14 protein-coding genes and 2 tRNA genes are annotated in these 15,947 nt (G+C 64.8%); 12 read left to right on the forward strand and 4 right to left on the reverse strand.

Annotated features, from left to right (window positions below; genetic code table 11):
* The first annotated feature begins 32 nt into the window (after positions 1-32).
* On the forward strand, positions 33-3,854 hold the full coding sequence (locus C795_RS15580) for an AAA family ATPase (RefSeq protein WP_232225457.1): 3,822 nt from the start codon (positions 33-35) through the stop codon (positions 3,852-3,854).
* Positions 3,851-4,087 (forward strand): hypothetical protein, encoded by a 237-nt coding sequence (locus tag C795_RS17205; RefSeq protein ID WP_157487034.1) that lies wholly within the window; start codon positions 3,851-3,853, stop codon positions 4,085-4,087. The genes C795_RS15580 and C795_RS17205 overlap by 4 nt, the downstream gene beginning before the upstream one ends.
* Before the next feature lie 30 nt (positions 4,088-4,117).
* On the opposite strand, the gene C795_RS16910 is transcribed toward C795_RS17205, so the two are convergent.
* Together C795_RS16910 and C795_RS0108085 are read right to left on the reverse strand one after the other, a co-directional pair.
* On the reverse strand, positions 4,118-4,408 hold the full coding sequence (locus tag C795_RS16910; RefSeq protein ID WP_033349380.1) for an FmdB family zinc ribbon protein: 291 nt from the start codon (positions 4,406-4,408) through the stop codon (positions 4,118-4,120).
* Between the two features lie 11 nt (positions 4,409-4,419).
* Positions 4,420-5,019, reverse strand: a complete 600-nt coding sequence (locus tag C795_RS0108085; RefSeq protein ID WP_017793254.1) for a 5-formyltetrahydrofolate cyclo-ligase — start codon at positions 5,017-5,019, stop codon at positions 4,420-4,422.
* A gap of 88 nt (positions 5,020-5,107) precedes the next feature.
* Here C795_RS0108085 and galU point away from each other — a divergent pair, with 88 nt between their 5' ends.
* The 10 genes from galU (at position 5,108) to C795_RS0108135 (ending at position 12,830) form a co-directional block, all read left to right on the forward strand.
* The gene (gene galU, locus C795_RS0108090; RefSeq protein WP_017793255.1) at positions 5,108-6,034 is read left to right on the forward strand and encodes a UTP--glucose-1-phosphate uridylyltransferase GalU; all 927 of its coding nucleotides are present in this window, start codon (positions 5,108-5,110) and stop codon (positions 6,032-6,034) included.
* A 6-nt stretch (positions 6,035-6,040) separates the two neighbouring features.
* A complete protein-coding gene (locus C795_RS0108095; RefSeq protein ID WP_017793256.1) occupies positions 6,041-6,670 on the forward strand; it encodes a GNAT family N-acetyltransferase in 630 nt (209 codons plus the stop codon).
* A 90-nt stretch (positions 6,671-6,760) separates the two neighbouring features.
* Positions 6,761-7,792, forward strand: a complete 1,032-nt coding sequence (locus C795_RS0108100) for a hypothetical protein (protein WP_026139539.1) — start codon at positions 6,761-6,763, stop codon at positions 7,790-7,792.
* 116 nt (positions 7,793-7,908) lie between these two features.
* A tRNA-Ala gene (locus C795_RS0108105) sits at positions 7,909-7,984 on the forward strand.
* Positions 7,985-8,096: 112 nt separating this feature from the next.
* On the forward strand, positions 8,097-8,858 hold the full coding sequence (locus C795_RS0108110; protein WP_017793257.1) for a LysE family transporter: 762 nt from the start codon (positions 8,097-8,099) through the stop codon (positions 8,856-8,858).
* A gap of 66 nt (positions 8,859-8,924) precedes the next feature.
* Positions 8,925-8,996, forward strand: a tRNA-Lys gene (locus tag C795_RS0108115).
* Between the two features lie 218 nt (positions 8,997-9,214).
* On the forward strand, positions 9,215-10,381 hold the full coding sequence (locus C795_RS0108120) for a hypothetical protein (protein ID WP_157487035.1): 1,167 nt from the start codon (positions 9,215-9,217) through the stop codon (positions 10,379-10,381).
* A 28-nt stretch (positions 10,382-10,409) separates the two neighbouring features.
* Positions 10,410-11,072 (forward strand): hypothetical protein, encoded by a 663-nt coding sequence (locus C795_RS0108125; protein WP_157487036.1) that lies wholly within the window; start codon positions 10,410-10,412, stop codon positions 11,070-11,072.
* A gap of 153 nt (positions 11,073-11,225) precedes the next feature.
* Positions 11,226-12,017, forward strand: coding sequence for an alpha/beta fold hydrolase (locus tag C795_RS0108130; RefSeq protein WP_026139540.1), 792 nt, complete (start codon positions 11,226-11,228; stop codon positions 12,015-12,017).
* Positions 12,018-12,191: 174 nt separating this feature from the next.
* Positions 12,192-12,830, forward strand: a complete 639-nt coding sequence (locus C795_RS0108135; protein WP_232225458.1) for a hypothetical protein — start codon at positions 12,192-12,194, stop codon at positions 12,828-12,830.
* 184 nt (positions 12,831-13,014) lie between these two features.
* Here the strand turns inward: C795_RS0108135 and C795_RS0108140 are convergent, their stop codons facing one another.
* Together C795_RS0108140 and pstB are read right to left on the reverse strand one after the other, a co-directional pair.
* The gene (locus C795_RS0108140; protein WP_017793262.1) at positions 13,015-14,970 is read right to left on the reverse strand and encodes an APC family permease; all 1,956 of its coding nucleotides are present in this window, start codon (positions 14,968-14,970) and stop codon (positions 13,015-13,017) included.
* Between the two features lie 195 nt (positions 14,971-15,165).
* Positions 15,166-15,945 carry a phosphate ABC transporter ATP-binding protein PstB gene (gene pstB, locus C795_RS0108145; RefSeq protein ID WP_017793263.1) on the reverse strand — a complete coding sequence of 260 codons (780 nt, stop codon included), beginning with the start codon at positions 15,943-15,945 and terminating at the stop codon, positions 15,166-15,168.
* Between the last annotated feature and the right edge of the window lie 2 nt (positions 15,946-15,947).

Here is a 15,947-nt window from a genome sequence, read left to right on the forward strand (position 1 = left end):
CGATTATCGGCTGCGGCGTTTAGGGTGGCGGTGTGTGGAGTGTAGATCGGCGTCGGCGACCAGAACCGGGTCGCGAAGATCGTGGCGCCTCGAGCGCAACGAGTGAGCAGCCCACGGAGCAGCTTATTCCCGCGAACGAGGGCTCGCTTGCTCGCGCGCCACAACCTCAGGAGCCGGATCTGGCCGCCGATTTGTCGGGCCCGCCCGTGTCGCTCGTGGACGCGTACGCAGACGAGCACGCGCAGTGGCGCGCCGAGCTCGTGCGCATTGGTGGGCGCAACCCGCTGCTGCACTTCGACGATCGCCCTGCCAACCGGATCGAGCTTTCTTCGACCCACCCCGGTGGCCTGCCCCAGTTCATTACGGGCAACAAGATTCTGCTGTCGGCGCTGATTCGCGACGACCTCGCACTGCGCCACGCCAAGTATGCAGCTGGTCGGGTCACCGACAAGGCCATCGAAATGCGCACGGTGCGCGGTCTCGAGACCGTTCACCTCGGCGTCGGTATTGCCAAGTGGACGTTTGAGGGCGAAGAGTTCTGTGCCCCGGTGCTGCTGCGTCCCGTCGCAATTCGCCGCTACGGGCGCGACTACGAACTCAAGCTCAAGCAGTTCCCCGTCGTCAACTCCGAGCTGATTCGCGTGATGCGCGAGCAGTTTGGCATCGCTGTCGACGCCCGTGTGCTCATCGAGCTGTCACAGTCCGAGGGTGTGTTCAAGCCACAGCCCGTGATTGATCGATTGCGGCAGATGGCCGCCGGCGTTCCCGAGTTTGTGGTGCAGCCGCGGCTCGTGGTCTCGTCGTTCCATAACGTCTCGCAGCTGATGGTCTCCGACGCCAAGGGGCTCGACTCGCAGCTGCTCTCGGCGATCTGTGGCAGCGAGCCCGCGCGTAAGGGGCTGGCCGAGGGCTTTCGCCCGGTCACGCCGACGCCGTCAGACGAGCGCTCGCCCGACACCGATCGCTACCTCTACGACGCCGATGCTGAGCAGGACGACGTGCTCGCGCAGATTGCTGCGGGGCACCCGCTCGTCGTACACACGCTTCCCGGCACGGGCGGCACCCAGACGGTCGTCAATGCGATCGGGAGCCTGGCCCGCGAGGGCAAGCGCGTGCTCGTTGTGTCGCCGCGCCGAGCCACCCTTGACGGCATCACACACCGGCTCACTCGCGCCGGCCTTCCCGGCCTGTCAGTCGGCCCCCGCCGGCTGCGCCGCGGCCTGGTCGAGTCGATCAGTCGCAACGAGAACGCCCGCGGCGAGCAGCTGCGCGACGTCGACGCCGCCCTCACCCGGTTGCGTGGCGCGCTCGTGGATTACCGTGCCGCGCTTAAGGATCCGGATGCCCGGTATGGTGTCTCGCCCATTGAGGCGCTTCGCGAGCTGACCCAGCTGTCGCAGATGGAGCAGCCGCCGACGACCACGGTACGGCTTGACGATCACGCCCTCGCGCAGCTCACGATCGATCGCTCGGCGATGGCCGAGGCGCTCACCGAGGTCGCACGACTCGGGCAGTTCCAGTACGGTCCCGAGGATTCCCCCTGGTACGGAGTCAGCTTCAGCACGACCGAAGAGGCGCGCAAGGCGTACTCGCTCGCGGTCAACCTCGCCGAGTCGCAGCTGCCCCGCCTGATTTCCATGGCCAACGAGGTCGTCGGACAGACCTCCATGCGCCCGTACGAGACGATCGCCGAGCTGGGCGTCTACCTGCGGCTGCTCATGGGGCTGCGCGACACCCTCGACCGGTTCACGCCCGATGTCTACGACCGTTCGTTGACCGAGGTCATTGCGGCCCACGCCCCGCGCGGGGCCGAGGAGATGACGTCGTCGAACAAGCGGCGCCTGCGCAAGCTGGCCCGCGAGTACGTGCGCCCCGGCGTGCACATCTCTGACATGTATGCGCGACTCGTGCAGATTCAGCAGCAGCGCGTGCTGTGGCAGCGCTACAGCACGATTGAGGGCACACGCCCCGAGGTGCCGCTGGGGATTGCCGACGTCGTGGCGGCCTACCAGTCGGCCTACCAAGACCTCGACGCGCTCGATGCCGTGCTCGAGATCAATGCTGACCGTGACCGGCTCAAGAACCTGACGCTGGGCGGCCTCGCCGAGCGCGTCTCTGATCTCGCACGGGAGTCGGAGGTGCTGCAGAACATTCAGGAGCGCACGACCATCGTCGAGCGCATGCGCCAGGCGCACCTCGAGCCGCTGCTCGACGACCTGTCGGCCCGCCATGTGCCGTCCGACGGGGTCGCCGCTGAGCTCGAGCTTGCATGGTGGCAGTCGGCGCTCGAACGCATGCTTCAGACCAACGAGGCGCTGCTGAGCGCAAACACCTCGGTGATCGATCGACTCGAAGCCGACTTCAGGTTGGTCGACGACGCACACTGCGGAGCGAACGGCACGCTGCTCGCGGCCTCGCTCGCCGACGCCTGGCGGGTGGCGGTGCTCGACCACAAGCACGAGGCGCTCGCGATGCGTGAGGCGCTGCGCAGCCGCTACGTGACGGCAGGGCTGCTCGCGCAGCACGCGCCGACCCTGCTTTCGACGCTGGCCCCGGTGTGGGCGATGTCGCCGTACGAGGTGGCGCAGCTGCCCGACTCCATGCGGTTTGACACAGTGCTGCTCGTCGACGCCGGTGCGACGACGCTCGTCGAGAACCTGGGCGCGATTCGCCGCGCAGACCAGGTCGTTGCATTCGGCGACACGATGACGCAGAGCCCGTCGCGGTTCGAGATCGCCGTGGGCCCCGTCGACGAGTCCGAAGATCAGGCTGCGGGCCTCGTCGAGCTGACGCACGAGCACTCGGCGTTCGCGCAGCTGGGGGAGGTGCTCCCGACGCTCACGCTCACGCGCAGCTACCGCGCGGGCGGCGAAGATCTCACACACCTCGTGAACTCCCGGTTCTACGACGGCGCGATCCAGACGATGCCGTGGGCTGGTTCCTTCCTCGGCCGTTCGAGCCTCACCTACGACTTCGTCGCGGGCGGGCAGGGGCTTCCCGACCAGAACACGGGCGCGGTTGAGAGCACCGATGCTGAGGTTGAGCGGGTGGTGCAGCTCGTGCTCGAGCACGCGAGCGACCGCGCCAGCGAGTCACTCATGGTCATCACGGCGAGTTCGCGCCACGCGGTGCGGGTCTACCAGGCCGTGTTGCAGGCATTCTCGAAGTTTCCGCAGTACCGCGAGTTCTTGCTCGGCGAGCGCGCCGAGCCGTTTGCGGTGCTCACCCTCGAGCAGGCGACCGCGCAGAGCCGCGACCGTGTGATCTTCTCCATCGGTTACGGCCGCACGCCGCACGGCCGGGTGCTGTCGAACTTCGGTGGTCTCGGCAAGCCCGGTGGCGAGCGGTTGCTCGCGGTCGCGATGACCCGCGCCCGCCGGGCCATGACGATCGTCAGCTGCTTCAAGCCGAAGGACCTCGACAAGGCGCGCATCAAGCACGGCGTGGTCGACCTCGCCGAGCTGCTCGCGCACGAGCACCCCGAACCGGCAGAGCCGGCGCTTCCCGCGCAGCGCGACCCCATGCTGGGGGAGCTTGCCGACCGGCTCGAGGAGCGCGGGATCCGCGTTGTGCTCGACTACCTCGGCGTCATTCCGATCGCGGCCTCGTTTGGTGAACGCGCGATTGCCATCGACATTGATCTCGGCGACGGCTCGGACAGCCTGCGCGACACGCTGCGGCTGCGGCCGGCGGTGCTGCGCCGACTCGGCTGGCACTACCACCGCGTGCAGAGCTTCGACCTGTTCACCGACCCCGACGAGGTGGCACGCCGCATCGCGCGCATGGTCGGCTTTGAGGACGGTGCGAGTGCAGACGGCTCGAACGCGAGCGACGTGAGCCCCAAAGCCCAGTGACCGCAGAAATCGGCAACGCGTCAGACGGCGCTGGTCGGGGCGGTGCGCGGCGACCTAGTCGCCGCGCGTCTCGCCCGGCTCCCGCCGGTGTCGACCCGAGACCGTCGGAGCACCTGTTGAACGCGAAGGCATCAGAGGATCGGCCCGAGGGATGGGGCGACGCGTCGGCGCGCAAGCAGGTGAGCGCCCACGACGAGGCGCTGCGGCGCGACCGCCCACCGCACTGGGGCTAGCGTCCTGCGCGCAGCGGGTGAAACGAACGCTTAGCTGGCCGAGGCTGCTGATCCGGAGCTCGAAGCACCGGAAGAACCTGATCCCGAAGAGCTTGAAGAGCTTGAAGAGCTTGAAGAGCTCGAGGACTTGGCCGACGAGCTCTCCGCGCGCGAATCGGTGCGGTAGAAGCCAGAACCGTTGAAGGTTACGCCGAGCGATCCAAACACCTTGCGCAGGGTGCCATCGCACTCGGGGCACGTGGTCAGCGCGTCGTCAGAGAACGACTGGTAGATGTCAAAGGCGTGACCGCAGTCAGCGCAGCGATAAGCGTATGTAGGCACAGGGGTCAATGCTAGTCGGTGACGCTGAGAACCCGGGTCACTGAGCCGGGGGACACTGCGCCCGTGATCGCGACATCGTGCGGGTCATGGGGGAGTGTCGCGAAGCGATCGTCGTCGAACACGACCGCGTACACGGGGATGCTCGCGGGCAGCTGCGCGAGGCAGCGATCGTAGTAGCCCATGCCCCAGCCCAGCCGTGTGCCCGCTTCGTCGACGGCGCACGCGGGTACCAGCATCAGGTCGACGCCCGCGGCAGCATCGCCGCCGAGTCGTGGGCCCACCGGTTCGGTGATGCCGTGTCGCCCCGCCGCCAGGCTGTCGACTCCCGTGTAGCGCACCCAATCGAGCCGTGAATCCGCGAGTGACATCGGCAGGATGACGTCGATGCCCTGGGTGAGCGCCCACTCCAGAAACGGGCCGGTGTCTGGCTCGGAGGGTACGGCGCTGTAAGCCGCCACCGAACGCGCGCCGAGCGCCTCAGTGAGCGCGATCAGGCGCGCGGTGAGCTGCGCAGTAGCGTCCTCGCGAACCGCCTGCGGCATCGCCCCGCGGCGGGCGCGCACGCTGCGCCGGATCGCGGCCTTGCTCTTAAGATCCGGGTCCTCACGCATGCCCCCAGCATACGAGCGCCGCGGTCAGGGCGCGAGAACGCGGAGGGGATCGGCGCTTTTGTGCGGATCCCACGCTAAGCTGGCCGGTATGACTGAAGCACACAAGCCTCGCCAGACGGTTACCAAGGCGGTCATTCCGGCCGCGGGTCTCGGGACCCGGTTCCTGCCAGCGACCAAGGCCATGCCGAAGGAAATGCTGCCGATCGTGGACAAACCCGCGATTCAGTACGTTGTGGAGGAGGCCGCACAGGCCGGCCTCGGCGACGTCCTCATCATTACGGGCCGCAACAAGGACAACCTCCTCAACCACTTCGACAGCGTCCCCGAGCTCGAGTACACGCTCGAGCGCAAGGGCGACGAGGGCAAGCTCGACAAGGTGCACCAGTCGAGCGAGCTCGCCGAGGTCCACTTCCTACGCCAGGGCCAGCCCAACGGGCTCGGCCACGCAGTGGGCCGGGCCCGCTGCCACGTGGGCAACGAGTCGTTCGCGGTGCTGCTGGGGGACGACCTGATCGATGCCCGCGACCCGCTGCTGGACCGCATGATTGCTGAGCACGACGCCCGCGGCGCCACCGTCATCGCGCTGATGGAGGTTCCCGAGGAATCGATCCACCTGTACGGCTGCGCCGCGGTCGAGGCGACCGACGACCCCGACGTGGTGCGCATTACCGGGCTCGTGGAAAAGCCGTCTCGCGAGGAGGCACCGTCGAACCTCGCCGTGATCGGTCGCTACGTGCTGCGCCCCGAGATCTTTGACCTGCTCGACGAGCTGCCGCCCGGTCGCGGTGGCGAGATCCAGCTCACCGACGCGCTTCACGTGCTTGCTGAAGGTAAGGGCGAGGCTCCGGTGTTTGGTGTCGTGTTCCGCGGCCGCCGGTACGACACGGGCGACCGCGCCGACTGGATCAAGGCAAACGTACTGCTGGGGGTGGACCACCACGAGCTGGGCGCCGAGATCCAGGATTGGGTGATCGAGTTCGCCGACCAGCTCCGCGCCAAGCGCTCGGAAGGCTAACCGCGAGTGCCGCTCGGGCGCGAGATTGACAAGCCCGCTCCGCGCCTCGCGGGACGGGTGGGGATCCGGCTCATTCGGCCGCGCGATGCGGCACCACTCGCCCAACTGCTCACGCACAATCGTTCGTGGCTGACGAGGTGGGAAGCGACGCATCCGTCGGGCCGCGGCCCGGTGCCCGGATCCGGATCGATGCGGCCCGTGATTTCGATCATGCGCAAGCAATTGCGCGCCGGAACGGGTGTGCCGTTCGTTATTACCTATGACGGCGAGCTGGTGGGCCAGCTGAGTATCGCCGAGCTGAGCGGTGGGGCGCTGCAGTCATCGCAGATCGGGTACTGGGTTTCTCAGCACGCGGCGGGGCGCGGGATCGCGCCCACCGCGGTCGCGCTCGCGATTGACTACATCTTTAACGAGCTGGGTTTGCACCGGATCGAGATCTGCATTAGGCCCGAAAACTACGCCTCGCTGCGGGTCGTCGAGAAGTTGGGCTTGGAGTACGAGGGACGCCGTGCCGCCTACATTCATATCGATGGTGGCTGGCGCGACCACGACTGCTTCGTGGTCGTGCGCGGAAACCTACCACCGCAGCTCACGGAGTTTCTGCGCCAGGCGATTGCGGGTGAGCAGAAGATCTAGTGCCGGATCTCGGATTGCTTCTCGCGATCGCAGAAAATTCGGCGGCGCGCCGGGAAGCGCCTTTGGGGCGAACGACGTACAGTGAGACTCATGACTGGCGGCGTGTTCGGAGGCGGAGTGATCTTTGTGGTCGCTGCGCTTCTGTGGGGCGCCGTGCTCGTGCCCGCGTGGATGCGCCGGCGGGAGTTTCGTGCGGCCGAACGCAACGCCCTGCGGCTGCAGCGCACGCTGCGGGTACTCGCTGAAACGACCGAGATGCCCAATGAAATGCGCATCGAGGCCACCGCGAAAGAGGCCCTCGCGCACGAGAAGATTCTGCGGAGCGCGCGGAAACAGCTCGATGCCGAACGCGCGGCCGACCTCGCCGATGCGAAGGCCGAACAGGTGCGCGCCGAGATTCGCGCGCAGCAGATGAAACGAAAGGAGCGCGCTGCGGTGCGCTCTTCGCGGTTGCGGCGCCCTATTGCACGGCGTGTCCGTGCGACGGCGGCGCTGGGAGCCTTTATCGGTCTCATCGGGATGCTCGTGGGAATCGGCGTGGCAATCGCCGGTGTTGGGTCCGCCACGCTCGTGTGGTCGGTGCTCGTCACCGCCACCTCACTGGGTGCGCTCGTGCTGCTGGCTCCGGGGCGTGGTGGGGCGAAGGTGCTGCCCGTCGAGATCGAGGTCTGTGACGAGGCTGCGCAGCTGCCCGCCCAGATCGCCGAGGTTGAAGAGGTGGACACTGTGGCCCAGGCCGAGGCCCACCAGCGCGCACAGCGAACAGCTGCGGCGCGCATCGAACGGGCCCGCGCGCTCGCCCGTGCTCGTGCAGAGAAGCCGGCCCCGCGCGAGAACCAGGCAGACTCAATGCTGTTGCGCGAGGCTGGCGCTGCTGAGGCTGCGGTCCCTGCCGCGCAAACTCCTGCCGCACAGGCCCCCGCCGCGGAGGAGCGTGCTGGCCAGGCGCACGTTGCTTCGCCGCACGCGTCCGAGCATCCGCGCCCGCGCTCGGCCCCGCCGCGCAACACGCCTCAACAGGAGGCTGCACGTGAGCGCTTGCGCCAGATGGGCGTTGTGGGCGACACGAGCGATGGCGCGCTCAACCTTGATGACGTGCTGCGTCGCCGCCGTAGCGGCTAACGTTTGAGGTCTGGTCGTTTGGTAGGCTGGCCGATCGCGAGACGCGAGAATTTTTGATTTTCAGCGTGTCCGATTTCGACTCGCGCTTTATTGCCTGCTAGAGTTTTCACCTGTCAGGGTCCTTAACTCAGTTGGTAGAGTGCCTGCTTTGCAAGCAGGATGTCGGGAGTTCGATTCTCCCAGGATCCACCAGAATTACATGAAACTCAGCGGCCTCACGGCCCCTGAGTTTTTTTGTACGTGCTTCCCGCGGTCCCTTTGACATACCCAGCTAACCCCGCGATGTCCCGCCTACACTGTCGTAGTGGTACTCGCACTTTGGATCTCTCTCGTCGGCGTTAGCCTGGTCGTCAGCCTCACCCCCGGGGCCGGCGCAATCAACACGATGTCGAACGCGCTCGCGGTCGGATGGCGACGCGCTTTCTGGGGTGTCGCCGGGCAACAGTTCGGCATCTTGGCCCACATCGCGGTCGCCGCAGCCGGGATCGGCGTGCTCATCACCAGCAGCCCCGTCGCGTTTGCCGCCGTGCGCTATGTGGGAGCCGGCTATCTCATCTTTATTGGGCTGAAGCAATTCTTTGCGCGGCCGAGCGTTGTCGAGGTTGCCGTGCAGGCCGAACCGGCCGTGGCCCTGTCTGCCGACTATGCTGCAGGCTCCGTCAGCGCCATGTCGACGGGCTCGCTGCAGGTGCTGACGCACGCACCCGCACGCACGACAGAGGTGCCGATTCAGCTTAGCGCGCCCGTCCCGGTCGAGGCGGGCCCGAGCGCAAGCAAGCTCATGCGCCGCGGCTTCTGGGTCAATATCCTGAACCCCAAGGCAGTTGTCTTCTTCCTCGCGATCATGCCGCAGTTCATCTCGGCCGACCTGCCGGCCATGCCGCAGTACCTGATCATCGCGATCACGATGACCGTGATCGACATGACCATCATGACCTTCGTGTTTGCGGCCGCTGCCGAGCAGTTCCGTCGCTTCACCGGTTCCCCCCGGGGTCAGGTCATTGCGAACCGGATCTTTGGCACGCTGTTCGTGCTGATTGCCGCGGTCATGCTGGTGCTCAATTGATCCGGATCATTCGTTCGTGTCGCGAGTCGCCTGAGTGCCCGGGGATCCGCTAGGCTAACTTCTTGGGCCCCTATAGCTCAGCGGTAGAGCTACGGACTTTTAATCCGCAGGTCGCAGGTTCGATCCCTGCTGGGGGCACTGTCGTAGTCACCAGAAACCCTCGCTTCGGCGGGGGTTTTTGCGTTGAGCGGCGACGTCCTCGATCTTGTTGCCAAACGTTGCGGCAGCTAGGTCAAGGCGGGATTCGAGGTCAATTGCTTCGGCGACGACTGTAAATAACTCGGTGGAACCGAAGAAGTATCGCCCGCCATTAGGCAATCAGCTCTTGATCTCGTGATCTGAATAGAATCGAAATCATGCTTTCCGACAAAGTTGTCTGGCGTTCCAGAACAGCTGCACTCCTGCTCACGACAGGAGTCCTAGTATCGCCGTTCATGCTCGCGGGCTGTAGTGGTGCGTCCCAATCTCCAGCGGTACACAGCAAGGGGCCGCTCGACGAGTACATGTCAGAGTTGCGCATGAGCGAGGAAGCCGCAGAGGAGGCCGCCAGAATTGAGCACGATCGGGCGCAGCAACTCACCGCAGTTTGCATGAACAAAGAGGGCTTTGACTACAAGCCTTGGCCCTTTGCTGGCGGGACTATTTCTGGAGGCCTCACCGGGGGAGGCGTGAGTAGCGAGACCGATGCAGAAGCCGAGAGCTTTGCCAACGCCTACGGGTACGGGATTGTCGAAGACCCGCGTTTCGACGCGGCGCCTAAAGGCTCAGAAGAACAGATCCTAGAATTTGTGGACGTCAATGGCGACTACGTCAACTCGCTGACTGAATCTGAGCAGGAGGCCTACCGCGAGGTGTTGAATGGCCCCCCTATGAGCGAAGAAGAGATACGAGCGGAACTCGAAGAAGGACCTCAAACGTTCCTGAAGGGGACCGGGTGCGCTGGCGAATCCCTGGACAAGGCCAGAAGTGAGCAAAAAACTGCGTTGCACGCTCGCGAGGACCCAGCGTTTCAAGACCTTTTCGAAGCGGAAAACCAACTGTATGAGCCGCTCAACGCCGAGGCCCCCACCAACGAAGACGTGATCGCCCTCAATGCTCTGTGGAATCAATGCATGACGAAGCTCGGACACTCCGTCTATGCGTCCCCGCTCAACGCTCACAACACGCTTGGCCTGGAGTACGAGCAGATGGAGACCGAAGCTAGCAATCTCAATCAAGCCGTGAGCAAGGCTGAAATGGATAGATTCCAGGCACTCGAAGTTGATGTGGCATCAGCTGATCTATCGTGTAGCAAATCCGTCAACTACGAGGCGGAGCTTGAACGAATTACGCACGAACTCGAGCAAGTATTTGTTGACGAGCACAGGGCTGAGCTTGAGGCACTCGTCGTTCTGTACGGAACGCCCCAGAAAAAGTGGTGCGGATCTGTCAACTCGTCAGCCTGCCTCAATCGAATCTTTCGAAACGCTGTCCAAGTATCGGTACCGGAATTTTCGGGATTGGGTTACATTCATAGCGTCTGAAAGAAGTCAATGCGAGTGAGGGGTGAGTATGAAGAGGACAATTGCCGCCGGTTTGATGGCAGCTGTGCTCATCGTTCAGACTGCGGGTTGTGCTGGTCCGTCGAAAGACAATGAACTGCCTGCGCCGGATCCATCCCCCGCTGTTTCTGCACCGCGGCAGGTGAACCCGAACGGGGTTGAAAGCAGCGAGGAATGTATCGTTCGCGACGACCTCGGTGAGCCGATTTGGACGGGGCAAGCTTCAGGTGAGTTGACTGCAGTCGGGGACGCACTCCAGAGCATCGTCGATTCCCATCCCGATCTGGCAACGGGAGTCGCCTACTGTTCAGCCTTCGAGGGTGTGGTCATCTTTGTGGCGGCGCAGGAGACCGTACTGCTGGAGAGCATCGAGCGCGTTCGCCAGGAATCCCCTGAAGTGCGTGTGATCGTCGATGAAGTCCCTGCCCCGCTTTCGCTCCTGATCGACATATCAACTGATCTCATGAGCCAGCTCGGCCCTGAAGTAGGCATTACAGCCCTCGGCCCTGATGTCCATTCCGGTGGGCTCTACGTCGGGCTGTCCTCTGAGGATTCGAGATCAACCGCCGAACGATTTATCGAGTCACACCTCATAAAAGACCGTGGGCTCGACCTGCCGGTGAGATACGGTGTCGAGGGGGCAGGCGAAAATTCACTAGATACAAGTTTGTAGTGCTTTTCGGGTGCCAAATCTGAAGGGGCGACTTGCTAGAAAGCTTGTTAACCGCTGGTTTCTGAGTCCACTAGCGCCGGGCATAGTGGTGATGGCAGCTGTAGCCGAAGCCGCGTCAGTAGGGGCTCAGCGAGTCTGAGAAAGAATAGGACTATGTCAGTCCCACGTATCCCCGAAATGCCAGAACCGCAGTACATCATGTCGGATGAAGGGTTTCGGCTCGCAACCTACATGTGGGGTGAAGAGGATGCGCCCACGGTCATTGCGGTGCATGGCTTCGCGTCGAGTTGCCGGGATACCTGGTTGGAAACAGGCTGGATCGGGAGCCTGCTTCAGGCTGGCTTCAGGGTGCTCGGGGTCGATCAACGCGGTCATGGTAAGAGCGAGAAGCCTGCTCGCGCTGAGGAGTACACGATTCCGAAGCTCGTGGGCGACATCGAAACGATCCTCGATACCTGGATGGTGGACCCCGTGCTCTATCTCGGCTATTCGCTCGGCGCCCGCGTCGGCTGGCACGTGTGTTCGCAGTTTGAGGGCCGTGTCGAACGCGCAGTGCTTGGCGGCATCCCCGATGGGCGCCCGCTCGGTCGGCTCGATCTGGCACAGGCCAACGCCTTTATTGAACGGGGCGTGCCCGTGACTGACGCGGCAACTCAGAACTACGTGCGTCTCGCCGAACGAGTGCCCGAGAATGACCTTCGCGCACTCGTCGCGCTCGCGGGCGGCATGAGGCTGGGTGAAGAAAACACGGATCTTGGAGATCCGCCCTCGCAGCCGGTGCTCGTAGCGACGGGCAGCCTAGATGGGGTGCTCGAGGAGTCTCGGAAGGTCGCCTCTCTGCTGCCGAATGGAACCTTCGTCGAGATCGACAAGCGGCACCACTTCAACACCCCCGGCGCCCGACAATTTCGACAGCTGGGGATCGAATTCTTGCAGACTCGCTAGCTCAGTCTGAAGCGTCTCAACGAACACCCAGAGGAGCGCAACGGAGGCGCCACGAGCGCGAGTCAAATATTGCGTGGTGTATTCCCTAAGCGTACTCATTTCAGCTGGGCACGATTCGAGGCTTCGCGGCGTAGACTCGCGAGGTCGACCGGTCGCCCCTCGGTCGCGGTTGGAGTGAATACTTTGTCTCGTGAACACATGCGCCCCGTGCTGCAGCCCAGCACACGCTTCGACTGGCTTGTCGGATCCGACGAGCCCGGTGCAGCCTCGCGCCTCGCGCAAGAGACCTCGTGGGCGCTGCTCGATCGTGTGCGGGGCGTTGCGGATCCCGAGATCGTTGACCGAGTGGTGAGCCTCGCGGCAGGCGAGGGCATCGACGACATCGCCGAGCTCTGGTCTACCGAAGGAGAACACTCGCTTGCGGGCGTGCTGTGGCGGCTGTACCTGCTGCGTCGAGCCGTCGCCGCGGACGACGCCGGAGCCGCAGACCTGTTTCGCCGCGGCCTTGCCGCCGCGGTGACGATCGACCCCGTCGTGGCCGGCGTCGCCGAGCCCGTCACCCCCGAATCCATCGCCACGCTGTGCGACACCATCCTGCGCGGCGCATTCCTGGGCGAGCTCGACATCGCCCTCGAGCGGGCGGCGAGCTATTGCCGCGTCATGGCACTGGGCTCCGCCGATCTCGCCGATGCCCGCGATGCCCACGACGAGGCGCACGCGGCCCACCTCACCTCACGGGCGCTACGGTACTCGACGATGGCGCACGAGCTGCACGGTGGAGCTCGGCGCTGGCGCGACGGAACTCTCAGCTAGACGACCCCGATCGCGCCTCGGGCGCTCCCGGGCAACCTGGTCCGTGCGATCCGGATCAGCCTCGACTACACTGGAGATCGCTGGGCCGCAGTAACCCCGGGCTCCAATTTTTGCCGCTTCGAGCGGCCTTCCGCCGAGAGGCGTTTCTGCGGTTCGGCTCTTTCTTTGGTTGGCGCCCGGGCGACTATCCCACGTGCACCCAAGGGCGCAGCTGCACGCTGGGCTCGGCCTCGCGCAGCACCTCGCGGGTCATGGGCGCGATCTCACCCTCACCAAACAGCAAGAACTTCAAGAGGTTCACGACGGGGCTTCCCTCGGTCCACCTGAAGTAGAGATGCGGAGTGACATCGAACGATGCCCGCAGGTGTATCGCGACCGCGGCCAGCGCATTGGACACACTCGAGCTCCGTACCGTCAACACCGAGTAACCGTACCGTTGCACCCCGCAGACGACTAGCTCATCGGCAAAGTCCGAGCTGTCCACAATCTCGATTTCGATGAAGAACACGTTGGCGTCGGGGAGCCCGTGGGCGGCGCGGGCGTGACGCAGCTTGGCCGCGTAACGATCAGCGCTGACGTCAGTGGGTTCGTGCGCGATGAGCCGCAGCGGTGCACCACCCCCGCCCAACGTCTCCACCATCGCGTACGCGGTGGGATCGAGCGTCACAGAAGTGGCGCGCAACTCGGTGGACCGGGCAATACGCGATACAAAGCTCACGACGAGGATGCCAAGGATAAAGAGCCCCGCGATTCGAATACCGTCGGGCCGCTCGAAGACGTTCGCGACCGTCGTGTAGATGAAGACGACCGAAATGATGCCAAAGCCGATGGTGGCACCGCGCTTGTGCTGTCTGCGCACGTGCAGCGTGACTGCGACGGCCGCCGATGTGATGAGCACGAGCACTCCGGTAGCGTACGCGGCACCCTGGGCGTCGACGCTGGCCTGAAACACTATGGTGACGAGAAAAGCGATCGCGGTGAACACCAGCACAAGCGGCCGGGTCGCGCGCGCCCATTCAGGGGCCATGCCGAAACGCGGCAGGTATCGCGGCACGAGGTTCAGCAAGCCCGCCATTGCAGATGCGCCCGCGAACCACAGGATCGCAATAGTGATGAGGTCGTAGCCAGTGCCAAACCCCTCACCGAGATACTTGTGTGCAAGGTAGGCGAGCGCGCGCCCGTTTGCGGCGCCACCCTCTTGAAACTCGGCCGCCGGAATCAGCGCGACTGTCGTGATGGATGAGGTGACGAGAAAGGCACTCATGATGAGGGCTGAGGTGGTGAGCAGTCGCTTCGCTCCGCGAATGCGCCCTGTCGGGCGTTCTTCGGTGTCGGTCGCGTCACCACGAATCTGGGGCATCACTGCGACGCCCGTCTCGAAGCCCGACAGGCCCAGAGCGAGCTTTGGAAATACAACCAGGGCGATCGCAATCACAAACAAGGGGTTGCCGTGCTGAGTGGTGAGTACGCTCCACCAGTCGCCTAGCACCACCGGGCGCCGCACGAGCTCTACGATCGAGACCGAGATCACCACGAGGTTGGCCGCGAGAAAGACCCCCACGAGCACGGTGGCGATGCTGATGGCCTCGCGGAATCCGCGCAAAAATACGACGCCCAGCCCCGCGACGAGCGCGAGCGTGATCACGACCTCCTGCCCCTTCAGTGCGGTCGGGGCAAACGGGTTCTCGACGAGGTGCGCGGTCGCGTCGGCGGCCGACAGCGTGATGGTGATCATGAAGTCGGTGGCGGCGAAACCGAGCAGGGCGAGCACGACGAGTTTGCCGCCCCAGCGCGGCAGCAAATTCGCGAGCATTGCGATGGAACCAGTGCCGTGGGGGCTCACTTCTGCAACCTTGCGGTAGACGGGCAGCGCCCCGGCGAGCGTCACCGCCACGAGCACGATGGTCGCGATCGGGGCGACCGCGCCCGCTGCGAGCGCCGCGATCGCGGGCTGATATCCCAGGGTCGAAAAGTAGTCGAGGCCCGTGAGGCACATGACCCGAAACCAGTGCGCGCGGCGCTCGGGCTTGGGGCGGCCGTGCGGGCCGGAATGCTGGCCCGGGGACTCGGCGGTTTCGGCCACGAGCCAAGCTCTCAGAGCGGCGCTGCCTGAGCGGCGCTTCGGCTCACTCGGTTCCATTTCAAGCGACGAATGCGCCGCGTTTTGGTTCACGGCGCAACAGTACTCCACAGTGCGCGGGCGCGCCAGTCCCAGTACTGGGACGCCCGACCGCTCACCCAGAAACGACGTTGGCCCCCTGCTCCGAAGAGCAGGGGGCCAAGCGGTATGAGTGGGGTCTGGAACTGGGTTCCGGATCGCCCGCCGCCAGAGGGGTTAGCCGAAGCGGCCGCTGACGTAGTCTTCGGTGGCCTGCACCGACGGGGTCGAGAACATCGTCGAGGTGTCGTCGTACTCGATGAGCTTGCCGGGCTTGCCGGTGCCCGCAATGTTGAAGAATGCAGTGCGGTCGGAGACGCGTGAGGCCTGCTGCATGTTGTGGGTCACGATCACAATCGTGTACTGCAACTTGAGCTCCGCAATCAGATCCTCGATGGCGAGCGTCGAGATCGGGTCGAGGGCCGAGCAGGGCTCATCCATCAGCAGCACCTCGGGGGAGACCGCAATGGCGCGGGCGATGCACAGACGCTGCTGCTGGCCGCCCGAGAGGCCCGATCCGGGCTTGTCGAGGCGGTCCTTGACCTCGTTCCACAGGTTGGCGCCGGTGAGTGAGCGCTCGACGAGGTCGTCGGCATCGCCCTTCGACATGCGGCGGCTGTTGAGGCGCACCCCGGCGAGCACGTTCTCCCGGATCGACATCGTGGGGAACGGGTTGGGGCGCTGGAACACCATACCCACCTGGCGGCGCACGAGCACGGGGTCGACGCCGGCGCCGTAGAGATCTTCGCCGTCGAGCAGCACCTCGCCCTCGACACGTGCGCCGGGGATCGCCTCGTGCATGCGGTTGAGCGTGCGCAGGAAGGTCGACTTGCCGCAACCCGAGGGACCAATGAAAGCGGTCACGGTGCGCGGCTCGATGTTCATCGTGACGCCCTCCACCGCGAGGAACTTGGAGTAGTAGACGTTGAGGTCAGAGACTTCGATGCGCTTCGACATGC

It is taken from the genome of Leucobacter salsicius M1-8 (assembly GCF_000350525.1).
Classification (GTDB): domain Bacteria; phylum Actinomycetota; class Actinomycetes; order Actinomycetales; family Microbacteriaceae; genus Leucobacter; species Leucobacter salsicius.

What these genes read in the sequence shown, in the direction of transcription:
- C795_RS0108085 (WP_017793254.1), bottom strand. Translation starts at nt 5,019, where the DNA reads ATGCGTGAGGACCCGGATCTTAAGAGCAAGGCCGCGATCCGGCGCAGC.
- galU (WP_017793255.1), top strand. Translation starts at nt 5,108, where the DNA reads ATGACTGAAGCACACAAGCCTCGCCAGACGGTTACCAAGGCGGTCATT.
- C795_RS0108100 (WP_026139539.1), top strand. Translation starts at nt 6,761, where the DNA reads ATGACTGGCGGCGTGTTCGGAGGCGGAGTGATCTTTGTGGTCGCTGCG.
- C795_RS0108120 (WP_157487035.1), top strand. Translation starts at nt 9,215, where the DNA reads ATGCTTTCCGACAAAGTTGTCTGGCGTTCCAGAACAGCTGCACTCCTG.
- C795_RS0108125 (WP_157487036.1), top strand. Translation starts at nt 10,410, where the DNA reads ATGAAGAGGACAATTGCCGCCGGTTTGATGGCAGCTGTGCTCATCGTT.
- C795_RS0108130 (WP_026139540.1), top strand. Translation starts at nt 11,226, where the DNA reads ATGTCAGTCCCACGTATCCCCGAAATGCCAGAACCGCAGTACATCATG.
- C795_RS0108140 (WP_017793262.1), bottom strand. Translation starts at nt 14,970, where the DNA reads ATGGAACCGAGTGAGCCGAAGCGCCGCTCAGGCAGCGCCGCTCTGAGA.
- pstB (WP_017793263.1), bottom strand. Translation starts at nt 15,945, where the DNA reads ATGTCGAAGCGCATCGAAGTCTCTGACCTCAACGTCTACTACTCCAAG.